We start from the raw sequence: 25,028 nt of genomic DNA on the forward strand, positions 1-25,028 counted from the left end.
TATGAAAATGAGATTATTAGTTGGAGCGTTTTTCAGTCTGTTCTCCACATTATCCAGCGCAGTGTATCTCGACAAAATGATGCAGGTTTCGGATGAAAACGGCAACGCGTCGTTCATTGTGACTAATGATAAAGAGTTGGTTTATTTCGTTGAAACGAAAATCAATGAAATTATGACCACGGAAGATGGCGAATTAGTGCGCAAACCATATACACGCGAAAACTTGTCGGAATGGACGGTCGCAGTCAGTAATCCCAGATTCATTATTGAACCCGGTCGGACAAAAAGTCTTGGTATTCGAGCAATCTGTGGTGGCAGCTGTTCATGGGATGAAGATCGCACCTACGAAATCGTTTTCGTGCCAAAGCCGTATGCTAACGCCACTGAGTCAGGTGAACAATCAGTCAACATTTTCGTTGGATACGCGCCAGTATTAATTGTTCCGGCAAAAGAACCAAAGGTTGATTACGACATTGATGTTGCGGGCAACAGTCTGTCTATCCGTAACAAAGGTAATACTATGCTTCGAGTATTGATTGATAACTGTCAAGGTGTGAAAGAAAGCTCGTGTCGCGTTTTTTACACCCTGATCAAAGGTAGAAAAAAGAGCTTTGATTTACCAAAAGGCTTAGTAAATAAAGACCTCAATGTCACGATACTAAACCATGACGAAAGTTATCGAAAGAAAATCATCGTTCCTGCGAAAGAGCGTTAACAGGTGATGTACAGCTTATGAAGCATTTAATTCTATTCGTTCTCTCATTAATATTCAGTGCATCAAGTTATGTATTGACGGTGAATGTGACGGTTAAAGGTGAGGATATTCGATACGAGAATGCACGAGCGTATGCTGGTTCGTTTTATTTAACCACTACGTCAGAAATTTTCTCGGGTTTGGAGCCAACAAAAAAATGGATTCCGGCAGTCGAAAAGGGAACCACGTTGGTAACGCTCACCAATGGAACCAACCAAGCTGAAGTAAATATCGGAATTTACGGACTTGAGTTCGATTGGGGTGGGCTTAATTCATCCATCGATACTAGTGACTCTTCACATGGCTCAGGTTTAGAAAAAGGGCAATGTAGTCCTGAACAAACTTCATCAGGAGTTTTATTGTATAACACCGCGCCTAGCTACACATGTATTTCCAGTTATCCAGTAGTTAACGCAAAAGAAAACATTCCTTTTTACTTTGTGAGGCCAATGTTCCAACTGCCAGACCTGTTAACAGCATTAAAGGGAAAACCAGAAGGTGTTTATGTTGGCAGCTTAAATGTTCCGGTTCGTTACTATTTCTACAACAGTATGTCGATTTTTACCTATCGTAACCTGTTACTTAATTTGACTTTCCAAGTGAATTACCTCCCCGAAGTGTTTACTTCCTTGGTTGTGACTCCAGAAAACGGCGGTGTAATGCCACCCCAATATGGCTCTGGGACTGTGAAGGGTGAAACACGCTTTAATATCGAGACGCTTGGCTACTTCAATACTGGAATAAAAATGAAGTTTGATAATTCAAAAGATTATTCTTTAATTCATACTTCACAAACAGAGAAAAAAATTCCGTATTACGTTCACTGTGACACCTGCGATGACAAAGTCATTATCGACGAGAAAGGCAAGATGACTACATCTGTATTGCATAATGCTGGCGTGGTATTGGCCCCCGTTGGAAGTGATAAAACAAAAATCAACTTCAACTTAACCGTCGGTTACAGCGATAAAACAGTCAATGAAGTTGTTACTGGCAGTTACTCGGACTCATTTGTTGTGGTATTTGGATTGGACTTTTAATATGTTTAAAAAGCTCATTGTATTAATGCCTGTAATTTATTCTGTTGCAGGTTATGCAACAGAATATGAAGAGTTGTTTTACATTACACCAAAGTTAGACTTTGTGAATCAACTGAACTCGGAAGACAGTTCTGATTTTGGTATCGGTTACGCCCTAGATATTGATGTGCCGCTTTATAAATTTGTCTCGTTCGATAACACAATTAGGTACATTGATTGGAACTCAGGGCAGTTTAATAACAACTTTCTTCAGTATGGCGCTTTGTTAAAACTGAATTTTCCTTTAGCCGACAAAACCAATTTTGCAATTTCAGGCGGTTTCTTGGCAGACCTTGACATAGGGAACGAAGCAAGAGATAAAGAAGTGAACCCTTACGTTAAATTTAATGTGGATTACAATATTAATAATAACTGGGCGGTTGTTATGGGTTTTAATCAGTCTTTTAGTTCAGATTATTTAGATCAATATGCTTTCAGTTTAGGTGTTAAATATCGATTTCATAAGAAAAAGCTAACAGTTGAGCCCTTGTCTGTTCGTGACGATATTGTGACTGAAGATAAAATAGAAAAAGTCAAAGAGCTTTTATCAGAAGACTCAAAAGTGGTTAATCCTCTTGCCGAAGAGTTTTCTGAGCCAGCACCTGTTAATAAGGAAGAGTCGAAGCTTACGCGTAATTATGTCCTTGAAGAAGGTGATTTTATTTATCAAATATGTCGCCAATTTAATATGTCTTTAGATGAGTTTCTGGAAATCAATAAAGATTATTTCACTGGTAGAGACCTAAATTACGTTTATCCAGGTGAAGTTGTAAAAGTAAAAACAAGTAAATAGCCTTATTAACAAGGCTTGTTGTTGGAACTCTTTAGCGACTAAACCTTCGTATTAATTCATTTTATGAATGTGTGAGAATTATGATGATTAAACTATATTTAGCCTTAATAACAGTATCTTTTGCACTAGTGGGTTGCGGTGGAGAAGGGACTGAAAGTTCTACATCGAGCAATAATGGCTCTGGAGAGCAACAGCCTGTCGTTTATACCCAAGATCACATTGTGCGCGGTTATACCGAACAAAAGTTCTCAATTGATTTGAACGAACGAAACTCTATCTCAAATAGCGAGGCGTTGTCGATCAACGACATCACGAATATTACCGGTACCAGTCAATGTGACCCTATTGCAGTATCGGGTATGACATTTGAGTTGGAAGCCTTTGAAAATCCGACAATGTGTCAGTATCGCTATTCACTACGTAGTGTTAAATCGGGAACAACCTTTTCGAATCCAAGAATGGTAACAAACGTACTGGTTGAAAAGCGTAGAACGATCATGCCAAATAGTCGCTCTAGTTTACGTTCCTTGCCGTCGACAACACTGCCTCCTATTCAAGTTTCTATTTCTGTGCCAGGAAGCGTGGCAAATATCGATTTGAATGCTCAGCTAGCGAGCTTATATCCAAAGGACAGTGAAGGTAACAACTACGTTTTATCTAGTACGGTCTTAGTGCTTGGCTCAGGCAGTGCGAAAGCGACAACAGATGACCTCAAAAAAAGCATTGTTGAATACACCAGTGACGCCAATGACCAAGGCGGAATTACGCGTTTAATATATTCATTATCCGACGATTTTGACGGTGATGGAATTGGGGACTTTAAAGTTGGCGCGATTGATATCAGCGTAAGCTCATCAGGTAGCAACAGTAACCCAGAAACCAAGTACTTCCAGTGGACCAATAATGGTTCGGACATTAACGTTAGCCAGAAGTACACTATCGATGTGGCGAGTGATATCAGCGCTGAGTGTACTTATGGACGTGAACCACAAGATGCCAAAGGTAGCTGCATCTATGATGCCGACAACGACTCAATGCAACTGGTTGGGGTATATGCGTATGACGCTACTGTGGCCCCAACAACCTTAACCCAGTTGGATAATACTAAGTTTGATGTGACATTCGGCCGCACGGGTATACACGACATTAACTACCAAGTTAGCGACCACAATGGCGGTTTTGCGACAGGTATTGTGCGCGTCTATGTAAAAGAAAACAGTGCCCCAATATTACAAAGCAACCCATATATTTGGTACACAGATGAAAGTACTAGCATGTCAATTAATGCCTCTGCTCTCGCAACTGACATTGATGATGACACGGTTACGTTCAAGTCAGTGACTCAGCCAACTTCAGGAAAAGTAAAAGCTGAAATCTCAACCGATAAGTCAAAGATACGGGTTGATGCTCAAGTCGACTCAGAAGGTACTCACTTCTTCGATGTCGTGCTAACTGATGGTAAAGCCGATGTCATTCAACATTGGGTCGTCATTGTCAACTCAAATACGCATTTATCGTTGAAAAGTGAGTTGGAAAGAACATTCAGCGTGAATGTAAACACACCTATCACGATCGATATTTCATCTTTAATTGAAGGATATCGCACTGATGAACAAGCATCTGTTGAAGTCACAAGTACATCAGGTGCGTTGTTGGGTACGGTTAAAGTTTCTGATACAAGTAAGTCCAAAGTTGTCTATACGCCTAATAGCAACGCGATAGGCGTGGATGATTTTATTTTTGAAATTAAGACGAACTCAGGGGCTGAAATTGCGGGTAATGTGATTGTTCATGTTGGTAACCCGCCTGCATTGGTGATTGTTGCGATTGACGCGACAGAAGGGCAAAATGACCTTATAACGGCGTCAGTGACTTGTGAATATTGTGACGTGAGCAAATATGAATATGAATGGGTGATCAATGGTGAAACCGTGTCAAGTGAGAAGTCTTTTACCATTACGCCTGAGCAACGTATTTACAATGTGACGCTTTTGGTGATTGGCTACGACGTCTATGGTCAGGTGACTTACGAACTTGGATCATTTGACTTCTTTAAGATTGTTATCGGTTCGTTCGACCAACCGGCAAAAGATTGCCAGAGTATCTTCTCAACCTATAATTCTCCGTATGCTCTGAAAGCTAACGATGGAGAATATTGGCTCAGAAGTGCTGACAATACTTATACCTACAAAACCCAATGTGACATGGTTTCTCAAGCAGAAGCAGACGCAACGGACAAGTCAGTTGGCGGCTACACGCTCGTCTGGTCTTACTCTGAGAAGACAAATCTACAGCGTTTTGGTGGCAACACGAACATTTTTTCTCAGCGTGGTAAAAATGTAGCATTCAATGGGTCCTTATTCACTAATGGTAGAGGGCTCGTGAAAACGGAGAGTGGGACAGTCAACTATAATGATTTCCGTGTAACGAACTCTGAGATGAGCAATAAATACGGTCTGTCCTATTCGCGAGTCTCTTATACCTCAGATACTTCAATTAAGACGATTAACAAAGACCCTGATAACACAGTGCAAAATTGGTACATGCAAACTACCCATCCAGTGACTTTCTACAAGGGTGATGTCAGCTTTGCGAATGGAAGTGTTCAGTCTGGTGTTTATGGCAAACTTAATGGAAAGTACTTCATAGGTAAATACAGAAACAACCTTGTCGTTGATTTATCAAATGACAAAGGCGAAAACTTGGGAGATATGGTCATTTATGGTGGTGCGTATGGCTTCCATTACTCCGTAGATGAGGTCATCAATGGCCAATACCTGAACAACTTCTGGGGATTCTGGGGGGAAAATGATCACCAACTCGACCTGTTTGGTGTCTGCTCTAGCCCTACTTTAATACCCTTGGGTGGGGTAACGGCATATGGTTGTAATGGTGATAATGCAGGAGCGAGAACATACCACCCATCCGTAAATAATGGCGAAGGATATGTGGCGCAGTGGTGGGCCCAATAATGAATACCCACTGAGGTTAATATAAAAAATAGCCCATCGTTCGATGGGCTATTTTTTTATTTGATAATTTATTAAGCTTTAAATGTTTAATTTAACTCTATATTGTTTTTGTATGCTAATGTTGAGTTTTGTTAGTTTGTTTTTAACTCTGGATAAATTAATTGCAATCTTCCATTAGATGATGAAATAGGTATATTTTTAGTTCAAGATTATCAATAATATAGTTATTTTAAATAAAGTAAAAATTACAGATTAAGTTTAATTGTCTTAAAATGTGCAACCTCATGAGTTCTAATTTAGATTAAATTGTTCTTGAGCGTGGCGACAATATTTAATGGTGGAGGCGGGTCAGGTCAAAATATAGGTGCTCTGATGTATTAATGAGTTGGCTAAAAATGAATTTTTGTGGCACCTAATATTAGTTTTCCTCATAAAATGTCTTAATGAATACAATTTTGATATCTCATTTTAAAAATGTTTATATTTCATTCTTGCTGTGTTTGCAATATCTCTTAGTTAGATTGATCTACTCTTTATTTTAATGAATAGTTAGTGGTGCTACAAAATGCTACTTACAATTTAATGATGATTTTGTTATAGGGCGGCTTTTACAGGGTGTTAAATTGTATTTCCATGCAAAATAAATTTAATTAATGGTGAAAAATGTAACCTGTATCACATTTTTATTTATATCTTTAGAATGTTAATTTATTTTAATGTATTATTTTCGTATACCAAACCAGTTCTACTTAATATCTAAATTATTTTTTGGTTTTTCAAGTATTAACTTCTAGTCAAAGAATCATTTAAATAATATACGTAAATTTTATCTGCTCATTAGTTGCTATTTCTCTTTTTTTTCATGTTTAAATTCTATCTCTTAAATTGATTTTTTAGTAACGACATTCATCGTTCTATGGGTTGCAACGTATAAAGGCTATTATGACATACAAATTTTCAACTAAATTGGAGTCATGGATTGAGCAAAGAGAAATATCTAGGAAAGATTTGATCGCACTGCTGCAGTGTGAGTATTATGATATATTCGATGGATTGGATTTAATTACCTTAAGTCGCTGGATTAATGGGAGAAGCTCACCTCCGCTATATAAGCAATTATATATTGCAAAGGTTTTGTGGGTTAACATTACCGATATAATCAAAGAGGTCGACGTATCGGAGCAAAAGTCTTCCAATAAGGCTATGACTGCAGTTAATTTACTCTCGAAGGCACTAGACTTTTCAATATCATCATTCTCTTATTTTAAGTTGCCAGAGCATGTCATTTCTGAGGTTTCAGAGGTCCGGGGTGATGAATATCAAAATATCTTTGGTGAGTTTAATAGCAATATTTCATGTTTAAGTGATTTTAATAAGTTGTTGTCTACAAAAGATTTATTGTATACGGCTCTTTTGTTGAAGAATGATGATGGTCTAATTGTGGGGCATTGGTCAGGGATTGCAAATATTTTGCCGCTAAATGATAGTCCTCATTTTTTAAAGCTTGATAAGGAAGTAGTAAAAAAAAGTGCCTTGGTTATGCCTGGTTATTATGCTAATTCAAAGCATTATTTTGAACTTATCATTGTTGCGATTTGTTATTATTTGTTGAAATTCTCAAATGAGAAGGATTACGTTTACTTTTTCATAGCAGACTTTCAGCCGATGCTTAGTTTTTGTAAAGTGGTTTTTGAGGCGAAGGAGGTGAAATACTATCGGAGTAGTGATAATAAAATGGGGATGTATCTAATGAAGTTTAATATCATTAAAGCGATAAGCAATCCTGTTATCCTCAAGGATGTGCAAAAAAGGCTACAATGCTTGTTTAATTGTGGTGATAAGTGTAATCAGTGTAATTTGAAGGAATTTCTAAAATAAAGTTAGATTATTCATTCGATAAAAAAGTTTGTCTATTTGAATGATTAATGTTTCTGGATTAACTTGAACCAGAGAACACTCATTAGCTAATGTTGGTCTGTCTACTTATGTAATTAAGTATATCGATAGTATGAGATAATTATCTAAATAGGATGGCAGTTCTTTGCAGAATTAACTCTATTCCTACCTGTGCGCTTAGCTTGCATCATAGCCTGATCGGCATTATTGAATAGGGTCTCTAACAGGGTTTGTGCCTCATCTGGATGATTGACTTGAGGCAAGCTTAAGGATGCAATGCCAAAACTTGCGGTGCAGTGAATGCTGTGGCCGTCAAGCTGCAGAGGTTGCGTATCAAACCCGTGGCGAATCGACTCCGCTACTTGCCATGCTTGCTCAAGGTGAGTGTTGGGTAAAATCAGGCCAAATTCTTCACCCCCGAGGCGGGCGAGGATATCCTGGGATCTCAGTTTGGTTTGTGTCAATTTTGCGATATGGATAAGCGCCGCATCCCCCATCGCATGGCCCCAGTGGTCGTTAATTCGCTTAAAATGGTCAATATCGAACATGATAAAGGCCAGCGGTTGCTGGGCTTGCTGCGCGATTTGACGACCGAGATTGAAAAAAGCCCGGCGATTATAGAGCTGGGTCAGTTCGTCAGTATCGGCAAGGCGTTCGGCCGTGGATTTTGCCTTAAAGCAGTTGAATAGTTGCTTGTATCTGTGCTTATTTTCATTTCAAACTAACTCTCGAATGTGTCAAGTCATGTTAGTTTCTTAGAAGAGTGTCGTATCAAAGCCACCTGTAAAACAGGTGGCTTCAGTATTCGTAACCTAGATATTGCTCCGACTACGGACGATTTGATAACGGCGGGTGAGATATTCGACTGGTACACTCCAAACATGCACTAATCGGCAGAATGGAAATAGTAAGAACAGCGTCATACCTAAGACCATATGCAATCTAAATATAAAGCCAACTCCTTCTAAGTGAGCGGATGCTCCAGCTTGGAATGTGACAATATCTTGTACCCAACCGACTAACTTCATCATTTCACTACCATCTAAATGTTGGGCAGAGAAAGGAATCGTTAGTACACCTAGACAAGCTTGAATGACAAGCAATGTGAGGATCATGATATCGGCAAATGACGATGTTGCGCGTACACGAACATTCGTCAATCTTCGCTTGAGCAGCATTGCTCCTCCTATGATGGTTATCAGACCACAAATGCCCCCAGCGATCATTGCAATAAGTTGTTTAGTCGGAACTGACAGGAAAGATTCATACACCCAATGTGGGGTTAGCATTCCAAAAAAATGCCCGAGTAGGATCCCGATAATACCAATATGAAATAGGCCAGAAGCAAGTCGCATATTTGTATTATCCAATAGCTGGCTCGAGCCTGCCCGCCAAGTATATTGGCCGTAGTCATATCGGATCCAACTACCGATAAAGAACACCGCTGCGGCAATATAAGGATAAATATCAAAGAAAAAACCATTAAGAAAATTCATGGTTACACTCCATTTAATGCTTTAGTGTCGAGGTATTGCGGAACAACGGCTTGAGCAAATCGTCTCTGATGGAGAGTTTGTTGTGCAGAGGCGCATCCTTCATCGCCCAAGAACTTTATTTGCTCTTCTTCCCACACTGCATCGAGTGCTTGTGGAGTGTCATCTTTAGCCTCATTTGCCACTGTTTCGGCGAGTCTTTCCTGTGCAATTGCTTCTCCAGATTGTTCGACTAACACCTGCAGCAAATTACTGTAAAAGCTCTGCCGTTGGCTCAGTCGCTCTTTAAGTAATGCGAGGATCGACGCAATGTCTTTTAAGCCATCTATTGATTCGTATACGGTCAGTTGCGACAAATATTCGAGGTAGGTTGGCAAATAGTCAGGCAGTTGTTTAGCCGTTAATTCCATTCCAGCTGCATTATATTGATTGAGTAAATCAATCATTGCTTGTCCACGGTCACGGGATTCACCGTGCACGTGTTCAAATAGCAATAATGATAAAGAACGGCCACGCTCAAACAAATCACCATACTGTGCCTGTAAATCCATTAAAGGAGTTTGAGTCATTTGTTCAATAAATTGATTAATCAGTTCTTTGTGGTATTCGCTGAGTTCTGCGCACTGTTTTATTAGATTATTTAGTTCCTGTGCATTATCCCAAACTTCTTTTTCTGGATAATCTAGCAGCAGGGCTATCAATCTGAGTGATGTCATCTGCATTATTTATCCCCCAAGGTTTTCGCTGTAATGTCGATGGCATTGATGCGTTGACTGTTAAAGAGGTTGAATTTGCTGTCGTCACCACCATGGCAACCATTACCAAAGCTAAAGCCACAACCTTTGGCTTCGGGGAAGGCTTCCTTTGCGAGCTCGCGGTGGCTACTTGGTACCACGAAGCGATCTTCGTAATTAGCAATTGCCAAATAACGATACATTTCTTGAGCTTGTTGTGCCGTTAATCCAACCTGTTCTAATGCGCTAGTATCGACGACACCATCGACGGTTTCTGCACGTTTAAAGTGGCGCATAGCTAACATTCGTTTTAATGCATGTAGCACAGGTTTGGTATCGCCTGCGGTTAACATATTGGCGAGGTATTGAACTGGAATGCGCAGACTCTTCACATCCGGTAACACACCCTCTTTGCCGATTGCGCCAGCATCTGCAGCGGATTGGATTGGTGAGAGTGGCGGTACATACCAGACCATTGGCAGAGTGCGATATTCTGGGTGTAAGGGAAGTGCTAGTTTCCAATCTATTGCCATTTTATAGACTGGGGATTTTTGTGCCGCTTCGAGTACGTTTTCGGTAATACCTTGTTTGCGGGCTTCTGCAATCACTTTCGGGTCGTGCGGATCTAAGAAGATATCTAATTGGCTTTGGTAGAGATCCTGGGTGTTATGCACTGACGCGGCTTGTTCAATACGATCAGCATCGTACAAAATCACACCTAAATAGCGAATACGGCCTACACAGGTTTCAGAGCAGACCGTGGGTTGCCCAGCTTCAATCCGAGGGTAGCAGAAAATACATTTTTCTGACTTACCGCTCTTCCAGTTGAAATAGATTTTTTTGTATGGACAACCAGTTAAGCACATGCGCCAGCCGCGACATTTGTCTTGGTCTATTAAGACAATACCATCTTCTTCTCGTTTATAAATTGCACCGCTTGGACAGGTAGCAGCACAAGCAGGGTTTAAACAGTGCTCACACAAACGAGGTAAGTACATCATGAAAGTGTTTTCAAACTGACCATACATTTCTTTTTGTATATGATTGAAGTTTTGATCCGCTGAACGCTTAGAAAATTCGCCGCCGAGGATTTCTTCCCAGTTTGGTCCTTTTTCAATTTTGTCCATACGTTCGCCGGTGATCAGTGAGCGAGGACGGGCAATCGGCTGATGTTTACCTTGCGGAGCATTATGCAAATGCTCGTAATCAAAGGTGAATGGCTCGTAATAATCATCAATGACGGGCATATCAGGGTTGTTAAATAACTTTGCTAACACACTAACTTTACCGCCCATCTTCGGCTCAAGCTTGCCGTTAATTTTACGGATCCAGCCGCCTTTCCATTTCTCTTGGTTTTCCCAATCACTAGGGTAGCCAGTACCCGGTTTACTTTCGACGTTGTTAAACCACGCGTACTCCATGCCTTCTCGGCTAGTCCAAACATTTTTGCAAGTTACCGAACAGGTATGGCAGCCAATACATTTATCTAAGTTCAGGACCATGCCGACTTGTGAACGAATTCTCATACTGATTTCTCCCCAGCTAGGCCGCTGTGCATATTGGGTGCTTGTTTGTGATCATTATTTTCGTTGTCTAACCAGTTAACGTCATTCATGCGACGAACAACGACAAACTCATCTCGGTTAGAACCCACTGTGCCATAGTAGTTAAAGCCGTAGGCTTGGTGGACATAGCCCCCAATCATATGCGTGGGCTTAGGGCAGACTCGAGTCACCGAGTTATGAATACCACCGCGTTGCCCTGTAATTTCAGATCCTGGAATGTTCACCAAACGCTCTTGGGCGTGATACATCATCACCATGCCTTCTGGTACACGCTGGCTGACTACTGCTCGAGCCGTTAATGAGCCATTGCTATTGAAGGCTTCAATCCAATCGTTATCTTCAATACCTAAGTCTTTGGCATCGTCTTCACTCATCCATACTATTGGCCCACCTCGGGACAGCGTTAGCATCAATAGGTTTTCACTATAGGTTGAGTGGATCCCCCATTTTTGATGTGGCGTGATCCAATTCAATGCTTTTTCCTTATTGCCATTACCTTTTTTACCCATGATTTCATGTACCGTGCGGGTATTGATGGGAGGGCGGTAGGCAATCAAACTTTCACCGAAATCACGCATCCATTGGTGATCTTGATAGAGTTGCTGGCGTCCTGTCACTGTACGCCAAGGAATAAACTCGTGAACGTTGGTATAACCTGCATTGTAGGAAACGTGCTCATCTTCAAGACCTGACCAAGTTGGACTTGAAATAATTTTACGTGGCTGTGCTTGAATATCGCGGAAGCGGATTTTCTCCTCTTCTTTATTGATGGCAAGATGCTGATGTTCAAGGCCGGTGAACTCACTTAACGCATTCCAAGCTTTCACAGCAACATGGCCGTTGGTCTCAGGTGCTAGGGTTAAGATGACTTCTGCGGCATCGATTGCTGATTCAATTTTTGCTAAACCCTCTGCTATGCCATCATGGTGTACATAGTTGAGTTTTTTCAGTAGTTCGACTTCGCTGTCGGTATTCCAGTTAATCCCTTTACCACCATTACCTTGGCTCGTTAGCAGTGGACCTAAAGCCGTAAAGCGAGCATAAGTATTGGGATAATCTCGTTCCACAGTGGTTATGTGAGGCGCGGTTTTCCCAGGTATTAGGTCACATTCACCTAGTTTCCAATCTTCAACTTCAAATGCTTGAGCGATTTCCGCTGGAGAGTCATGCTGGATAGGCAGAGTCACGACATCGGTTTCTTTTCCAAGGTGGCCTTCACAGACTTTTGAAAACTCTTTGGCAATACCCTTGTAGATGTCCCAGTCTGATTTCGCTTCCCATGCAGGGTCTACTGCTGCGGATAATGGATGAATAAATGGATGCATATCTGAAGTATTCATATCGTCCTTTTCGTACCAGGTCGCAGTTGGTAACACTATGTCTGAGAACAAGCAGGTACTTGACATACGGAAATCCAGAGTCACTACTAAATCTAACTTGCCTTGAGTGGGGGTGTCTTTCCATTCGATTTCATTGGGTTTTTCGGCACTCATCTCACCTAAGTCTTTACCTTGAATACCATGTTCGGTACCCAATAAATACTTGAGTAAGTATTCATGGCCTTTGCCCGATGAACCGAGCAGGTTTGAGCGCCAGATAAACATGTTACGCGGATAGTGATCTTCTGGTTGCTCTGCTGCAAAGCGAATAGTGCCTTCTTTTAAAGCTTTAACCGTGTAATCTGTTGGCGATAACCCTACGCTATTTGCCTGCTTGGCAATGTGCAATGGGTTGACGTTCAGTTGTGGCGATGATGGTAACCAACCTAAACGTTCAGCTTTAACGTTCATGTCGATTAAGTGCTGGCTATAACGGGATTTATCGGCAAGAGGAGACAGCAGTTCTTCGGTTTTTAATTTCTCATAGCGCCATTGACTTGAGTGATTGTAGAAAAAGGATGTGCCGTTCATATGACGTGGAGGTTTTTGCCAATCGAGGCCAAAAGCCAGTGGTTGCCAACCCGTTTGCGGGCGCAGTTTCTCCTGACCGACATAGTGAGCCCAGCCGCCGCCACTTTGTCCCACACAACCACAGAAGACCAACATGTTGATTAAACCACGGTAGTTCATATCCATGTGATACCAGTGATTTAAACCTGCGCCGACAATGATCATCGAACGGCCGCGTGTTTTTTCTGCGTTATCTGCAAATTCACGGGCAATGCGGGTGATGTCATCGGCTGGTACGCCGGTGATTTTCTCGGCCCATGCAGGGGAGTATGCTTTAATATCGGCGTAAGTTGGTGCGCAGCTAGGATCCTGTAGGCCGCGTTCAACGCCGTAGTTTGCTAAGGTTAAATCGTATACCGTTGTAACATACGTTTCACTTCCATCAGCAAGTTGGATACGTTTTACAGGCAGTTTTCGATGGATTATATCTTTTAGGGGGACACTGCTGAAATGTTCGTGTTCTAAGCCGCCAAAATATGGAAAGGCAACGTCGACGATGTGATCTTCATTATGAATACCAAGGCGTAACTTCACTCTCTCTTGATCTTTACCTGCTTGCTGTGCCAAGTTCCATTTGCCTTTTTCCCCCCAGCGATAACCTGCAGTGCCATTTGGAGCAACCAATTCTCCATTTTCATCGTTAATGGCGACAGTTTTCCAATCTGGATTATTGTCTTCACCAAGTTTATCAATCAGATCTGAGGCGCGTAGGAAACGGCCGGCGGCAAAACTACCATCATCACGTGGATCTAATTGTACCAGCATAGGCATATCCGAATACTGGCGTAGGTAGTTTTGAAAATACTCTGATTGTCGATTGACGTGGAATTCACGCAGAATCACATGGCCCATGGCTAAGGCGACGGCACTATCAGTTCCTTGCTTTGGATTCAGCCAATGATCACAAAGTTTCGCGACTTCTGCATAGTCGGGAGTAATGGCGACAGTTTTGGTACCTTTGTATCTGACTTCTGTGAAGAAGTGTGCGTCGGGGGTACGTGTTTGTGGGATATTCGAGCCCCAAGCAATGATATAAGAAGAATTATACCAATCTGCTGACTCAGGGACGTCGGTTTGCTCACCCCAGGTCATCGGAGATGCTGGGGGTAAATCACAGTACCAGTCATAGAAACTTAAACATGACCCTCCGATAAGGGATAAATAACGCGCTCCCGCCGCATAAGATACCATTGACATTGCAGGGATAGGAGAGAAACCGACAACGCGATCTGGGCCATGTTGTTTGATGGTATAAACATTTGATGCAGCGATAATTTCATTTACTTCTTGCCAGGAACTGCGAACAAATCCACCACGACCACGCGCGGTTTTGTATTCCATTGCGGCAGTTTGATTAGTGACTATCGATTCCCAAGCATGAACAGGATCTGTAAAACGATGTTTGGCTTCTCGCCAGAGTTTGAGCAGCGGCTTACGTACCATAGGATATTTGAGACGATTAGCACTGTAGAGATACCAAGAGTAGCTGGCTCCTCGAGGGCAACCGCGTGGTTCATGGTTAGGTAAATCGGGACGGGTTCTGGGATAATCCGTTTGTTGTGTTTCCCATGTGACTAAGCCATTTTTTACGTAAATTTTCCAACTACAAGAGCCTGTACAATTTACTCCGTGGGTTGAACGAACGATTTTATCGTGCTGCCAGCGGCTACGGTAACCATCTTCCCATTCTCGGTTTGTATTCAATGTCTGGCCATGAGTGCCGGAGAATGTGTCTCCGACTTGTTTAAAATAGCGGAACCGGTCAAGAAACTTACTCATCCAAGTTACTCCTAATGGTGGTGTACAATTGTTTTTATGAATACACATTCATTGCTTTGAGGTGACCGCAGGATAAAGAGCTGAACGTTAGTAGAAGTTGACAAAGATCAAGTTAGGGAGGGGGCAATTTATGAGGGTTAAGGCTTGATACCACCAAGGTGATAGGTGAGGTTTGTTTATAAGCTGATGTTTGTTAACTAATTTTTTAGATTGTTGATGCTAGGGGTTAGCGTATTTTATCAGGTGAACTATTAAGTGGTAGATGCGTATTACAGGGTTTACCCATAAGGTATAAATCCAATTCGAATAGTGATGGCCAATCAGGAAATAGAGATAGTCATAATTCAACTCGTGTTGGAATAAAAAACGGTTTGCATGAGCAAACCGTTTTTTTATTAACTCTACAATAAAATCGTTAAACAGCCGAAGCTTTTTTAGTGGCCATAGTTTGTATATTTCGCCCATAAATCAGCCATGTAATCAAAAGGCAAGCAATATAACAAAAGATAAAGACTTTCATGGCATTAACAGGAGAACCTGTTAATGCTAATGAAGTACCAAAAGCTTTGGGTATAAAAAAGCCTCCGATGGCACCTATGGCTGAAATAAATCCTAAGGCAGCAGCGGTATCAGTTGCCGCTTTAACTTGGGCTTGAGTGTCGTTTCCTCCTTTTGCTTTGACTCTGGTTACAATTAAGCGTCTAAAAACGACAGAAATCATTTGGAATGTTGAACCACTACCCAACCCTGCTGTAGCAAACAGTGCCATAAAGACGATAAAGAAAGCATTAAAATTTCCGGTGTGATTTGCAGATGGTAGGGTAAAAAAGAGTAATGTAGCAAAGAGTCCCATTAACATAAAATTTGTCATTGTGACTTTAATTCCACCCCATCTATCGGATAAAACTCCACCAACGGGACGCATTAATGCACCAATTAAAGGGCCTAAAAAAGCAATATGTAATATATCGGCCTCTGGAAATTGGGTACTAGTTAACATCGCAAATCCAGCGGAAAAGCCAATGAATGATCCAAATGTTGCGAGGTACAATAGGCTTAAAATCCACAGATGACCTTGCTTCAACACTGGGAGTTGTTGCCTTATCGATGCTTTCGCGGTAGCAATATCATTCATTCCAAACCAAGCCATTAAACTACTGACTAACAAGAAGGGTAACCAGATCCACGCGGCATTTTGTAACCAAATTGGATTACCATTATTTTGAATATCCGTGCTGTCTCCGAAAATATTGAAAATTCCAATGGAGATTATTAGGGGGACGAATAGTTGCATGATGCTAACACCAAGATTTCCTAATCCTCCATTTAATCCTAATGCACTACCTTGTTTATCCTTAGGATAGAAAAAACTAATATTAGCCATGCTTGAAGCAAAATTGGCTCCACCGAAGCCACATAGCAACGCAATAATGATAAATATACTGAAGGGCGTTTCACTATCTTGCACAGCAAACCCTAACCAAATGCTAGGTATCATTAACAAAGCGGTACTGAATGCAGTCCAACGGCGTCCTCCAAAAATGGGTATGACAAACGAATAAGGCACACGCAATAACGCTCCCGATACTGAAGGCAAGGCCGTTAATAGAAACAGTTGGTCGGTGGTGAAGTTAAAGCCCACTTTATTAAGATTGACAGCAACTGCACTAAATAACATCCAGACAGAAAATGAAAGTAGTAAACAAAATATAGAAATTATTAAGTTTTTTCTTGCTATTTTCTTACCTTTTTTTTGCCAAAAATTTTTATCATCTGGTTGCCAATCATGTATGACTCCCTGTCGAGATTTGGTGACGTTTTGAGGTAAAGGCATAAGAGATCCTACAAAAATATTGAAAGTAGTCACGCTTTTACTGGGTTAAGTACTAAAAGAAATTGATATAAATCAATCGAACTTGAATTATGTTTTTTGGCAGATACTCATCCTACTCCTTTATAGGTGTGGGAGTTTATCTTGTTAAGTTGTTATTTTTCATAAGGATAGGTTGAGGCCATGTTCTGTAGTGGCTGATTTTATTTCCAACACAATTAAGGGGTATTCACAAGGAGGTATGGGATTAAAATAGCAAACACATAGACTGTGTAGTACCGAAGCAATATACATGAGTCAATTGAGTGGTGAACTATAGTGCTATGTTGGGTTTTAATCGTACTCTCTCTATCGTAAATAAGATTGGGATACTCATTATTTCCTTAAGTTTATTGGGGATAATTGGGATGCTTACATCATCATGGGTATCGAATAGCATTCAGGGAAGTGCACATGCAATTGATGAGATTGGTTCGATGCGAATGAAAAGTTACCAACTTCTTTCTTTTGTGCCATTAAGTAATGACCATAAATTGATGCTAACCAATTTTCCATATATCAGTGATCTAAATATAAATCATGCTAGATTAAGTAAGGGTGACGATGCTAATGAGTTAAATAGGTATTTAGATAGAGAAAACTTGACTAATGATTTTGATAGGTTGGAGCAATATTGGACATTGCAATTGCTGCCTAATTTATTATCTGCAACAACTGCCAGTGACGCTCGAGTTAATGTCGATTTGTTTGTGGCTAAGTTGGATGGCTTAGTGAAAGAAATTGATAAAAACACAGAGGTGAAATTAAGAGTTGTTTCTCATGTTCATTTGGCTTTTATTATTTCTAGCATTGCTTTGACTATAGTGGGAATTGTTTTTTTGCAAATAAGGATTTATCATCCATGGCAAGAGCTCCTAAAAATTGCAAATAGTATTAGTTCCGGTGATTTTTCTCAGCGTTTCAAAAAACGAGATTATCATGATGAAATGACTATTCTCGGAAATGCTATGAGCTGTATGTCAACTGAACTGGCTAAAATGTATGATGAACTAGAAATTAGAGTTAGAGAAAAAACTTTACACATTCATGACCAAAATATTTGGTTATCTTTTCTATATCGTGCTAGCAATCAACTCCATACATCAGCATCCTCCTGTTTACGTTTTTTACCAATATTAAAAGAACTAGAAGAGATAACGCCTTTAAGAGCTATTCAATTACGTTTGCATGAAAATAATAATTCAAATAGTTTTGAACAATTTATGACAACTAATTCAGTTAGGCCAAAACATTGTATCGATGCTGATTGTGATCTTTGTATGGATTCTAATTTCAATGAGTCATTATTTAACTATAAAAAAATCGAATGGCCTTTAAAAGGACAACATGGTACATATGGTGTAATGATAGGGTATTGCTCGCAGGATAATAATTTAACCCTCTTGCAATCGCAATCAATCCAAACATTGATAGAACAATTGTCAACATCACTAGCATTAGATTATCAAGATTATAAAAATAAACAGCTTATGATAATGGATGAAAGAGCTGTGATTGCAAGGGAACTCCACGACTCCATTGCTCAATCATTATCTTGCTTAAAAATAAAGGTAAGTTGCTTACAAATGCAGAGCAAAAATTTACTTGCGGAACAATTGTTACTAATAAAGGAAATGCGCGTTGAGCTTAACTCTGCTTATAGTCACTTACGAGAGCTGCTTACAACTTTTAGACTTAAGCTCAGTGAGCCTGGATTGTATCCAGCATTGGCGTCAACAATAGATGAGTTTAATAATAAATTAGGCTTTGATATTATATTAATGTACCGCTTACCTCCAAATTGTGTAAGTTCTCATCAAGCTATTCACTTAGTGCATATTGTTCGTGAAGCGCTGAGTAATATATATAAGCACGCACGTGCAAAATGGGCTATTGTTCAATTAGAGATTGAGCCTGTAAATAATTACATTCAAGTAATCATTCGTGATAATGGTGTAGGTTTAAATGAAGATATAACTAAAGTAAATCATTATGGAGTAACAATAATGAATGATCGTGCAAAATACCTCCCAGGTAAATGCTATATAGGGAATCATTCAGATGGTGGTGTCGAAGTCAAAGTTGTCTTTGATGCAATTCAGACTCCTTTAATTAAAAATGGAGATAGCAATGTATAATGATGCTTTCCTAGAGGAAGAAAAATCAACAATTTTGCTCATTGATGATCATCCCATGCTCCGTAATGGTGTTAAGCAGTTAATTGGAATGGTCGATAATTTATGTATAGTTGCTGAAGCTAACTGTGGGAAAGATGGAATAGAATTAGCTACAAAATTAGATCCAGATTTGATTCTGCTTGACCTTAATATGCCTGAATTTAATGGTTTAGAAACTCTTACTAAGCTGAGGGAATGTGAGCTATCCAGTCGTATTATCGTATTTACAGTTTCAAACTATGAGGGCGATATTGTTAATGCTTTTAAATATGGAGCAGATGGTTATTTGTTGAAAGATATGGAACCAGAGGATTTACTGCAATCTATACAAAAAGCCGCTGCAGGTAAAATTGTATTAAGCGATGAAATTGCACCGATTTTAGCGACAGGTTTACGACATAATCCCCCCGCAACAAAACGAGATATTGAGTCGCTGACCGCGAGAGAAAAAGATATTATCAGACTTGTTTCACAGGGATTGTCGAATAAAATGATTGCTCGTAAACTTATTATTACTGAAGGGACTGTAAAAGTTCATGTTAAGAATCTACTGAAAAAGCTATCATTTAAATCGAGGGTGGAAGCGACTGTATGGATTCTTCAGGAAAATATATTTTAATATATTCTGCATTCGTTGGATTAGTAGCTGCTACTTTTCTAGATGTTCTAGACGACTAGGGGCCTCAAATTAGGTGATGGGGAGCTCTTTAAACATGTTGAACTGACTCCATGGTTATAAAGCTGGGTTCTGGCAATCTATCTGTGAGAGTCTTGCTACCTGTATCACTCAGGTATTAAACAACCTTACCTTCTTGCTGTAGGTTATGCCGCATCACAGACTTGATTCCTACCAGCGCGCTTGGCTTGCATCATGGCCTGATCGGCATTATTGAAAAGGGTCTCTAACAGGGTTTGTGCCTCATCTGGTTGATTGATTTGAGGCAAGCTTAAGGATGCAATGCCAAAACTTGCGGTGCAGTGAATGCTGTGGCCGTCAAGCTGTAGTGGCTGCGTATCAAACCCGTGGCGAATCGACTCCGCTACTTGCCATGCTTGCTCATGGTGAGTGTTGGGTAAAATCAGGCCAAATTCTTCGCCCCCGAGGCGGGCGAGAATATCGTGGGATCTCAGTTTGGTTTGCGTCAATTTTGCGATATGGATAAGCGCTGCATCCCCCATCGCATGGCCCCAGTGGTCGTTAATTCGCTTAAAATGGTCAATATCGAACATGATAAAGGCCAGCGGTTGTTGGGCTTGCTGCGCGATTTGACGACCGAGATTGAAAAAAGCCCGGCGATTATAGAGCTGGGTCAGTTCGTCAGTATCGGCAAGGCGTTCGGCCGTGGATTTTGCCTCTATTAGCGCTTGCTCCATCTGCTTGCGTTCGGTGATATCTGTGGCGATTTCTATTCTCACTAATCGGCCATCGGTCCAACGAATGGCTTGATCGCGACATTGGTACCAACGCTTATTTTGGGTGTTTTGAAACTCCCACACATGGACGCCAGCAGGGGTTCCCTTGTCATCTAGCAGCTTAGGGTTAGTACAGAATTGACAAGGTGAATTTTGCCCCGATTGCAGCACTTGATAGCATTTTTTACCTTTTGCCTCACCCCAAGCCGATACACCGTAGTCATTGAGATAGAGCAGATCATAGGTGGCTAAATCAGAGACATAAACCAGTGCATCGAGACTATTCAAAATAGTATCAATGGCCTGACTATGGTTGGTATCGGAACCCGTTTCTGTGTGTTGTGGGGCATTTTTTGTCATGGATCGCAGCCGTGCAATGAATGAGTTCTAACAACATGGGGTACTCTTTATGGTTGTTAATATAACCCATTAAAATAAATCTGTCCGATATTCAATTAATTATGTTGCTCTAAAATAGCTAGTTTTTTATTGCTAGGCGTTCAGTTTGCCGGTTTAACGCCTTTCGCCGTGGCGTTTCTATCTCTCCGTTTTGGTTAAATCTGGCTTTTTAAGTAAGCGATGGCCGTTTGTGCCCGGCGAGACAAAGGCCACTCGGCTCTGTGGATCAGCCAAATGGTGTCTACCACTGGGCTGCCACACTCAACCACATAGATTTCATCTTGTCGTTCAAAGGCTTTACGGGCATAGCGAGGGATCACGGTAAAGCCGAGCCCCTTGGCGACGGGCTCGAGAATTAAGCTGATCTGATTAATAAACCCTTTACAAGGGATCTCTTGGATGCCTGGACTCCCTGGATATTTGCGGCTTAATAAACGGGTGGCCATGGCTTCGCCATCGGGGTGGGAGATAAATCCGAGGCGCTGCAAATCTTGCCAGCTGGTAATTTTATGCCCCGCAGGCACAACTAGCTCGAGGGGTTCTTCGGTAAAATGGCTGCTGCTGATACAAGGATCCGACGGTTTAAAGGTCACCATCCCTAGCTCATGTTGATTAGCGAGAATGGCTGAGAGGATTTCATTATCGGGGGCAAAACGATGGTGAATTTTTAGCTGCGAAAACTGTGTTTGTAGCTGTAAAAGTAACGGGTAGAGCGTTAAGCCAATACTGCCTGGCGTGATAAGGCTTATCTCGCCAATATGGGCATCATCTTGAATGAGTTTTTGCTGTAATCGCTTCTGTGCGCAGTTTATGTCTTTGACGTAACTCAACAAATGCTCACCAACGGGGGTGATTTCGAGTTGGCGGCTACGGCGTAAAAAGAGAGTGCCGTATTCTTCCTCTAAGCGACTGATATGTTGGCTGACCGCTGCTTGGGTGATACCTATGGCTTCGGCCGTGCGGGTAAAGTTTCCCTTTTCCACTAACACTGCAAAAGTATTGAGCCACTGTGGGTTTATCATAATGAAATCTTATAGAACCTATAATATGCTAATGCTTTTAATTATGGCACGTTCGTTTTAGTCTGTCCTCATCGTAGTTAACCCATGGTTAGGACTGTCAGATGACCCAGCTATTTTCTCCTTTTAGATTAAAAGATATCACGCTTAAAAACCGGATTGCCGTGGCACCTATGTGCCAGTATCAGGCTCACGACGGGCTGAGTAACGATTGGCATCAAGTACATTACACAAGTCTTGCTCGCGGCGGCGCAGGCTTAGTGGTGGTTGAGGCGACAGCCGTATCGCCAGAGGGGCGGATCACTCCGCGCTGCTTAGGATTGTGGAACGAGGAACAAGCGGCAGGTTTAGCCAACATCGCCTCGGCGATTAAAGGTGCTGGCGCGGTGGCGGGGATCCAAATCGCCCATGCTGGTCGTAAAGCCAGTGCCAACATTCCTTGGGAAGGGGATGACCATATTGAGGGGGAGCAAGGTTGGCAAACATTGTCGCCATCGGCCGTGGCATTTGGCGCAAACCTTGGCAAAGTACCGACAGCCATGACGATTGATGATATTCAACGCGTGAAAGCCGATTTTGTGGCGGCGGCCAAGCGGGCGCTCGACGCTGGATTTGAATGGTTAGAGCTGCACTTTGCCCACGGCTATTTAGCGCAAAGCTTCTTCTCTACCTATGCCAACCAAAGAACCGATGAATACGGTGGCGATGCCGAAGGACGAGGCCGTTTCCTTATCGAGACAGTGGAGGCGGTGAGGGCGGTTTGGCCTGAGCATTTGCCGTTAACGGCGCGCTTTGGTGTGATTGAATTTGATGATAAAGACGAGCAAACCCTGAGTGAGTCCATCGCCTTGGTAAAGCAATTTAAGCGCGCGGGCCTCGATATGCTCAACGTCAGTATTTGTTTTTCAACCCCCACGGCCAATATTCCTTGGCGTCCGGCCTTTTTGGCGCCTATTGCCGAGCGAGTGCGTCGGGAAGTGGGTTTCCCGGTGGCAACGTCTTGGGGCATGGATAATCCTCACCATGCGGAGCAAGCGATTCAAGATCAACAAATGGATTTAGTGATGATAGGTAAAGCGTTCTTAGCTAACCCTCACTGGCCTTATCAAGCGGCACAAACCTTAAAGGTCTCGCGTCCATCTTGGGTGTTACCTTCATCCTACGCTCATTGGTTAGAACGTTATTCCACCGTGAAAGTGGAATCATCCATAGATTGAGATGAGTTGTTCGCCAAACAAAAAGCCCCACGATTAAGGTGGGGCTTTTTGTTTATTCTCGCTTTAACGCAAACTTTTACAGGGGTGATATCGGCCTGTAAAAGTTTGCTCGCTTAGTGACGCTCTACTTAATGATTGTAGAGGCGACGGCCTTCTCGCATCACTTGGATAAGCTCAGGTGCACTCATCTTCTTGTGCAGTCTGTGCTCAAAGTTTTCATCGTATATACGGTATTTACCATGGCGGTCGATGACGGTGATTTCCGACCGTTGGTAAATGGCAAATATGCGACTGTCACCGATGTAAATCCAAGTCTCTTGACTTGGTTGCAACAGGCTACGGCCAGCGCTGTAGTCAGTGGTGTTATTGGTGCAACCTAAGATATGGGTCATCAAGGTAGGCACTACGCCATAGTGACTCGTGCGGTATTTAACCTTACTGGCGCCAACATTGGGCCAATGAATGACCATGGGCACTCTGACACTCTCGGGAGACAGATTGCGCTGGGCTTCGTCGCTGTTGCTGGTGAATATCTTGCCATTAACGCCGGTGATTATCACTAAGGTATCGCTCGGCAACTCACTCACTATCGCTTGGATTTGCTTATCAATAAAATTCAACGATTGGCGATATTGGTTAAACAGCACCTTTTGCGCCGGTTTCAAATTCGCATCGGCCTTGACGGTTTCGATGCCAAGGAAGCCGACTGGAGTGTCAAAATTCTCCGGCGCCTTTAGATTGACGAGGGCAAACCATGGGCTCTGCTGCTCGCTTTGCCATTGCTTAAAGTGGCTTACGCTGCGTAAATCTGCATCGGCACTGCCATTGGTTTCTTTGGCGATGACGGGGGTAAAGTCATTAAACATGGCCTGCGCCGAGCGTAAATTCAGATTGGTTTCGGGGATAAATAAGCCAAGCTGATAACCCGCCTGTCTAAAGCTTTGGGTCATGATTGGGCTAGTGCTATTGAAGATGCGCGCATCGCCATAGCTGCCTTGTAAGCCATAGAGTAGGGAGAACATGCCGGTTCTAAATTGATTACCGCCACTGTAATGCTGAGTAAAGCTCTGATTCTGCTCAGTGTACTGATGTAAAAACGGCATGGTCTTAGCGTCCACCATGTCGGCACGTAAGCTGTCGATGGTCAGCATTAACACATTGGGTTTGCTGTCGGCTTGGCATTGTAGTGGTTGTGCAGGATAACTGAGCGTGCTGGTCGCATGATTAGCTTCGTCATCCGATTGCGAAGAACCATCAATCCCATGGCTTTCCATAAAGGAGCGAGCCGTGGCGGGGTATGACAGCGGATAAGTATCATCGAAACGGGTAATTTCGGTGATATCGGCCGCGTCGGCCCAAATGTGGATCAAATGGCTGCTGACAAAACACACCCCAATCAAGGTAATGACCTTATTGCCAAGATTCAGCTTTTGGATTTTCTCAATCCGTTTCCACAGGAAGTTAGCCGCCGTTAGCTCAATCACCAAAATGGCAATGGGCGTCACAATATAAGAGGTGCCGTGGAGCAGGGCATTTAAATCGGCCCAGGCTAAGTCAAAGGCGAAGGGACTCAAGTGCATGCCATAATCGGCATACACTATGGTGTCATACAATAAGATACACAGGCTTAAGGTGGCGATAACTGCCGCTAAGCCTCTTAAAATCTTGGAGTAAGGTAAGATTAAGGTCAGCGGGAATAGGCAGACCAAGTAGGCGATAAAAGCAAGAAAACTGAACTGGCCAATGGTGCTGACGGCGAGGTAACCCCAGCCAAACCAGGTTTCGGGATAACCCACACTGCTCAGATAGCGTGTGCCGACAATCATGGCCAACAGGCCATTAAAGAAGGCGAACCAATGTCCCCAGTTGATGAGTCGTGACACGCGATCGCGGCTCATTTGCTTTTTTCGCTCGACCAT

Annotated in this window: 17 protein-coding genes; 8 read left to right on the plus strand and 9 right to left on the minus strand. The window is 42.1% G+C overall.

What is annotated here, in order from left to right; genetic code table 11:
* The first annotated feature begins 1 nt into the window (after position 1).
* From CF168_RS08785 to CF168_RS08805, 5 genes are all read left to right on the plus strand, one after another.
* On the plus strand, positions 2-715 hold the full coding sequence (locus CF168_RS08785) for a hypothetical protein (protein ID WP_089067619.1): 714 nt from the start codon (positions 2-4) through the stop codon (positions 713-715).
* 17 nt (positions 716-732) lie between these two features.
* Complete coding sequence (locus tag CF168_RS08790) at positions 733-1,794, plus strand: hypothetical protein (protein WP_089067620.1); 1,062 nt, start codon at positions 733-735, stop codon at positions 1,792-1,794.
* Between the two features lies 1 nt (position 1,795).
* Positions 1,796-2,626: an outer membrane beta-barrel protein gene (locus CF168_RS08795; protein ID WP_089067621.1), complete on the plus strand. Its 831-nt coding sequence runs from the start codon at positions 1,796-1,798 to the stop codon at positions 2,624-2,626.
* Between the two features lie 80 nt (positions 2,627-2,706).
* Complete coding sequence (locus CF168_RS08800) at positions 2,707-5,598, plus strand: cadherin-like domain-containing protein (protein WP_240520076.1); 2,892 nt, start codon at positions 2,707-2,709, stop codon at positions 5,596-5,598.
* Positions 5,599-6,540: 942 nt separating this feature from the next.
* Entirely contained in the window at positions 6,541-7,476 is a 936-nt protein-coding gene (locus CF168_RS08805) for a hypothetical protein (protein WP_089067622.1), read from the plus strand.
* A gap of 143 nt (positions 7,477-7,619) precedes the next feature.
* Here the strand turns inward: CF168_RS08805 and CF168_RS08810 are convergent, their stop codons facing one another.
* The 6 genes from CF168_RS08810 to CF168_RS08835 all read right to left on the minus strand — a co-directional run bounded on the left by CF168_RS08810 (position 7,620) and on the right by CF168_RS08835 (position 16,848).
* The gene (locus CF168_RS08810; protein ID WP_240520093.1) at positions 7,620-8,126 is read right to left on the minus strand and encodes a GGDEF domain-containing protein; all 507 of its coding nucleotides are present in this window, start codon (positions 8,124-8,126) and stop codon (positions 7,620-7,622) included.
* A gap of 180 nt (positions 8,127-8,306) precedes the next feature.
* Positions 8,307-8,990, minus strand: coding sequence for a respiratory nitrate reductase subunit gamma (gene narI / locus CF168_RS08815; protein WP_089067623.1), 684 nt, complete (start codon positions 8,988-8,990; stop codon positions 8,307-8,309).
* A gap of 2 nt (positions 8,991-8,992) precedes the next feature.
* Positions 8,993-9,709 carry a nitrate reductase molybdenum cofactor assembly chaperone gene (narJ, locus tag CF168_RS08820; RefSeq protein ID WP_240520077.1) on the minus strand — a complete coding sequence of 239 codons (717 nt, stop codon included), beginning with the start codon at positions 9,707-9,709 and terminating at the stop codon, positions 8,993-8,995.
* Positions 9,709-11,247 carry a nitrate reductase subunit beta gene (gene narH / locus CF168_RS08825; protein ID WP_089067624.1) on the minus strand — a complete coding sequence of 513 codons (1,539 nt, stop codon included), beginning with the start codon at positions 11,245-11,247 and terminating at the stop codon, positions 9,709-9,711. The genes narJ and narH overlap by 1 nt, the downstream gene beginning before the upstream one ends.
* On the minus strand, positions 11,244-15,014 hold the full coding sequence (locus tag CF168_RS08830; RefSeq protein WP_089067625.1) for a nitrate reductase subunit alpha: 3,771 nt from the start codon (positions 15,012-15,014) through the stop codon (positions 11,244-11,246). The genes narH and CF168_RS08830 overlap by 4 nt, the downstream gene beginning before the upstream one ends.
* 415 nt (positions 15,015-15,429) lie before the next feature.
* The gene (locus tag CF168_RS08835) at positions 15,430-16,848 is read right to left on the minus strand and encodes a NarK family nitrate/nitrite MFS transporter (RefSeq protein ID WP_089067626.1); all 1,419 of its coding nucleotides are present in this window, start codon (positions 16,846-16,848) and stop codon (positions 15,430-15,432) included.
* A gap of 320 nt (positions 16,849-17,168) precedes the next feature.
* Between CF168_RS08835 and narX the strand changes: the two genes are divergently transcribed.
* Both narX and narL read left to right on the plus strand, forming a co-directional pair.
* Positions 17,169-19,022, plus strand: coding sequence for a nitrate/nitrite two-component system sensor histidine kinase NarX (gene narX, locus CF168_RS08840; protein WP_089067627.1), 1,854 nt, complete (start codon positions 17,169-17,171; stop codon positions 19,020-19,022).
* A complete protein-coding gene (narL, locus tag CF168_RS08845) occupies positions 19,015-19,680 on the plus strand; it encodes a two-component system response regulator NarL (protein ID WP_089067628.1) in 666 nt (221 codons plus the stop codon). The genes narX and narL overlap by 8 nt, the downstream gene beginning before the upstream one ends.
* 203 nt (positions 19,681-19,883) lie before the next feature.
* Here the strand turns inward: narL and CF168_RS08850 are convergent, their stop codons facing one another.
* Together CF168_RS08850 and CF168_RS08855 are read right to left on the minus strand one after the other, a co-directional pair.
* Positions 19,884-20,834 carry a GGDEF domain-containing protein gene (locus CF168_RS08850; RefSeq protein WP_089067629.1) on the minus strand — a complete coding sequence of 317 codons (951 nt, stop codon included), beginning with the start codon at positions 20,832-20,834 and terminating at the stop codon, positions 19,884-19,886.
* Between the two features lie 194 nt (positions 20,835-21,028).
* On the minus strand, positions 21,029-21,895 hold the full coding sequence (locus tag CF168_RS08855) for a LysR family transcriptional regulator (RefSeq protein WP_089067630.1): 867 nt from the start codon (positions 21,893-21,895) through the stop codon (positions 21,029-21,031).
* Positions 21,896-21,996: 101 nt separating this feature from the next.
* On the opposite strand from CF168_RS08855, the gene CF168_RS08860 reads away from it, so the two are divergent.
* Positions 21,997-23,109 carry an NADH:flavin oxidoreductase/NADH oxidase gene (locus CF168_RS08860; RefSeq protein WP_089067631.1) on the plus strand — a complete coding sequence of 371 codons (1,113 nt, stop codon included), beginning with the start codon at positions 21,997-21,999 and terminating at the stop codon, positions 23,107-23,109.
* A 128-nt stretch (positions 23,110-23,237) separates the two neighbouring features.
* Here the strand turns inward: CF168_RS08860 and CF168_RS08865 are convergent, their stop codons facing one another.
* Positions 23,238-25,028, minus strand: coding sequence for a DUF3413 domain-containing protein (locus tag CF168_RS08865; protein ID WP_089067632.1), 1,791 nt, complete (start codon positions 25,026-25,028; stop codon positions 23,238-23,240).

It is taken from the genome of Shewanella bicestrii (assembly GCF_002216875.1).
GTDB classification, from domain to species: domain Bacteria; phylum Pseudomonadota; class Gammaproteobacteria; order Enterobacterales; family Shewanellaceae; genus Shewanella; species Shewanella seohaensis.

Excerpts from the sequence above, each read along its gene's own strand:
- CF168_RS08785 (WP_089067619.1), top strand. The coding sequence starts at position 2 with ATGAAAATGAGATTATTAGTTGGAGCGTTTTTCAGTCTGTTCTCCACA.
- CF168_RS08790 (WP_089067620.1), top strand. The coding sequence starts at position 733 with ATGAAGCATTTAATTCTATTCGTTCTCTCATTAATATTCAGTGCATCA.
- CF168_RS08795 (WP_089067621.1), top strand. The coding sequence starts at position 1,796 with ATGTTTAAAAAGCTCATTGTATTAATGCCTGTAATTTATTCTGTTGCA.
- CF168_RS08800 (WP_240520076.1), top strand. The coding sequence starts at position 2,707 with ATGATGATTAAACTATATTTAGCCTTAATAACAGTATCTTTTGCACTA.
- CF168_RS08805 (WP_089067622.1), top strand. The coding sequence starts at position 6,541 with ATGACATACAAATTTTCAACTAAATTGGAGTCATGGATTGAGCAAAGA.
- narI (WP_089067623.1), bottom strand. The coding sequence starts at position 8,990 with ATGAATTTTCTTAATGGTTTTTTCTTTGATATTTATCCTTATATTGCC.
- narJ (WP_240520077.1), bottom strand. The coding sequence starts at position 9,709 with ATGCAGATGACATCACTCAGATTGATAGCCCTGCTGCTAGATTATCCA.
- narH (WP_089067624.1), bottom strand. The coding sequence starts at position 11,247 with ATGAGAATTCGTTCACAAGTCGGCATGGTCCTGAACTTAGATAAATGT.
- CF168_RS08830 (WP_089067625.1), bottom strand. The coding sequence starts at position 15,014 with ATGAGTAAGTTTCTTGACCGGTTCCGCTATTTTAAACAAGTCGGAGAC.
- CF168_RS08835 (WP_089067626.1), bottom strand. The coding sequence starts at position 16,848 with ATGCCTTTACCTCAAAACGTCACCAAATCTCGACAGGGAGTCATACAT.
- narX (WP_089067627.1), top strand. The coding sequence starts at position 17,169 with ATGTTGGGTTTTAATCGTACTCTCTCTATCGTAAATAAGATTGGGATA.
- narL (WP_089067628.1), top strand. The coding sequence starts at position 19,015 with ATGTATAATGATGCTTTCCTAGAGGAAGAAAAATCAACAATTTTGCTC.
- CF168_RS08850 (WP_089067629.1), bottom strand. The coding sequence starts at position 20,834 with ATGACAAAAAATGCCCCACAACACACAGAAACGGGTTCCGATACCAAC.
- CF168_RS08855 (WP_089067630.1), bottom strand. The coding sequence starts at position 21,895 with ATGATAAACCCACAGTGGCTCAATACTTTTGCAGTGTTAGTGGAAAAG.
- CF168_RS08860 (WP_089067631.1), top strand. The coding sequence starts at position 21,997 with ATGACCCAGCTATTTTCTCCTTTTAGATTAAAAGATATCACGCTTAAA.
- CF168_RS08865 (WP_089067632.1), bottom strand. The coding sequence starts at position 25,028 with ATGGTCGAGCGAAAAAAGCAAATGAGCCGCGATCGCGTGTCACGACTC.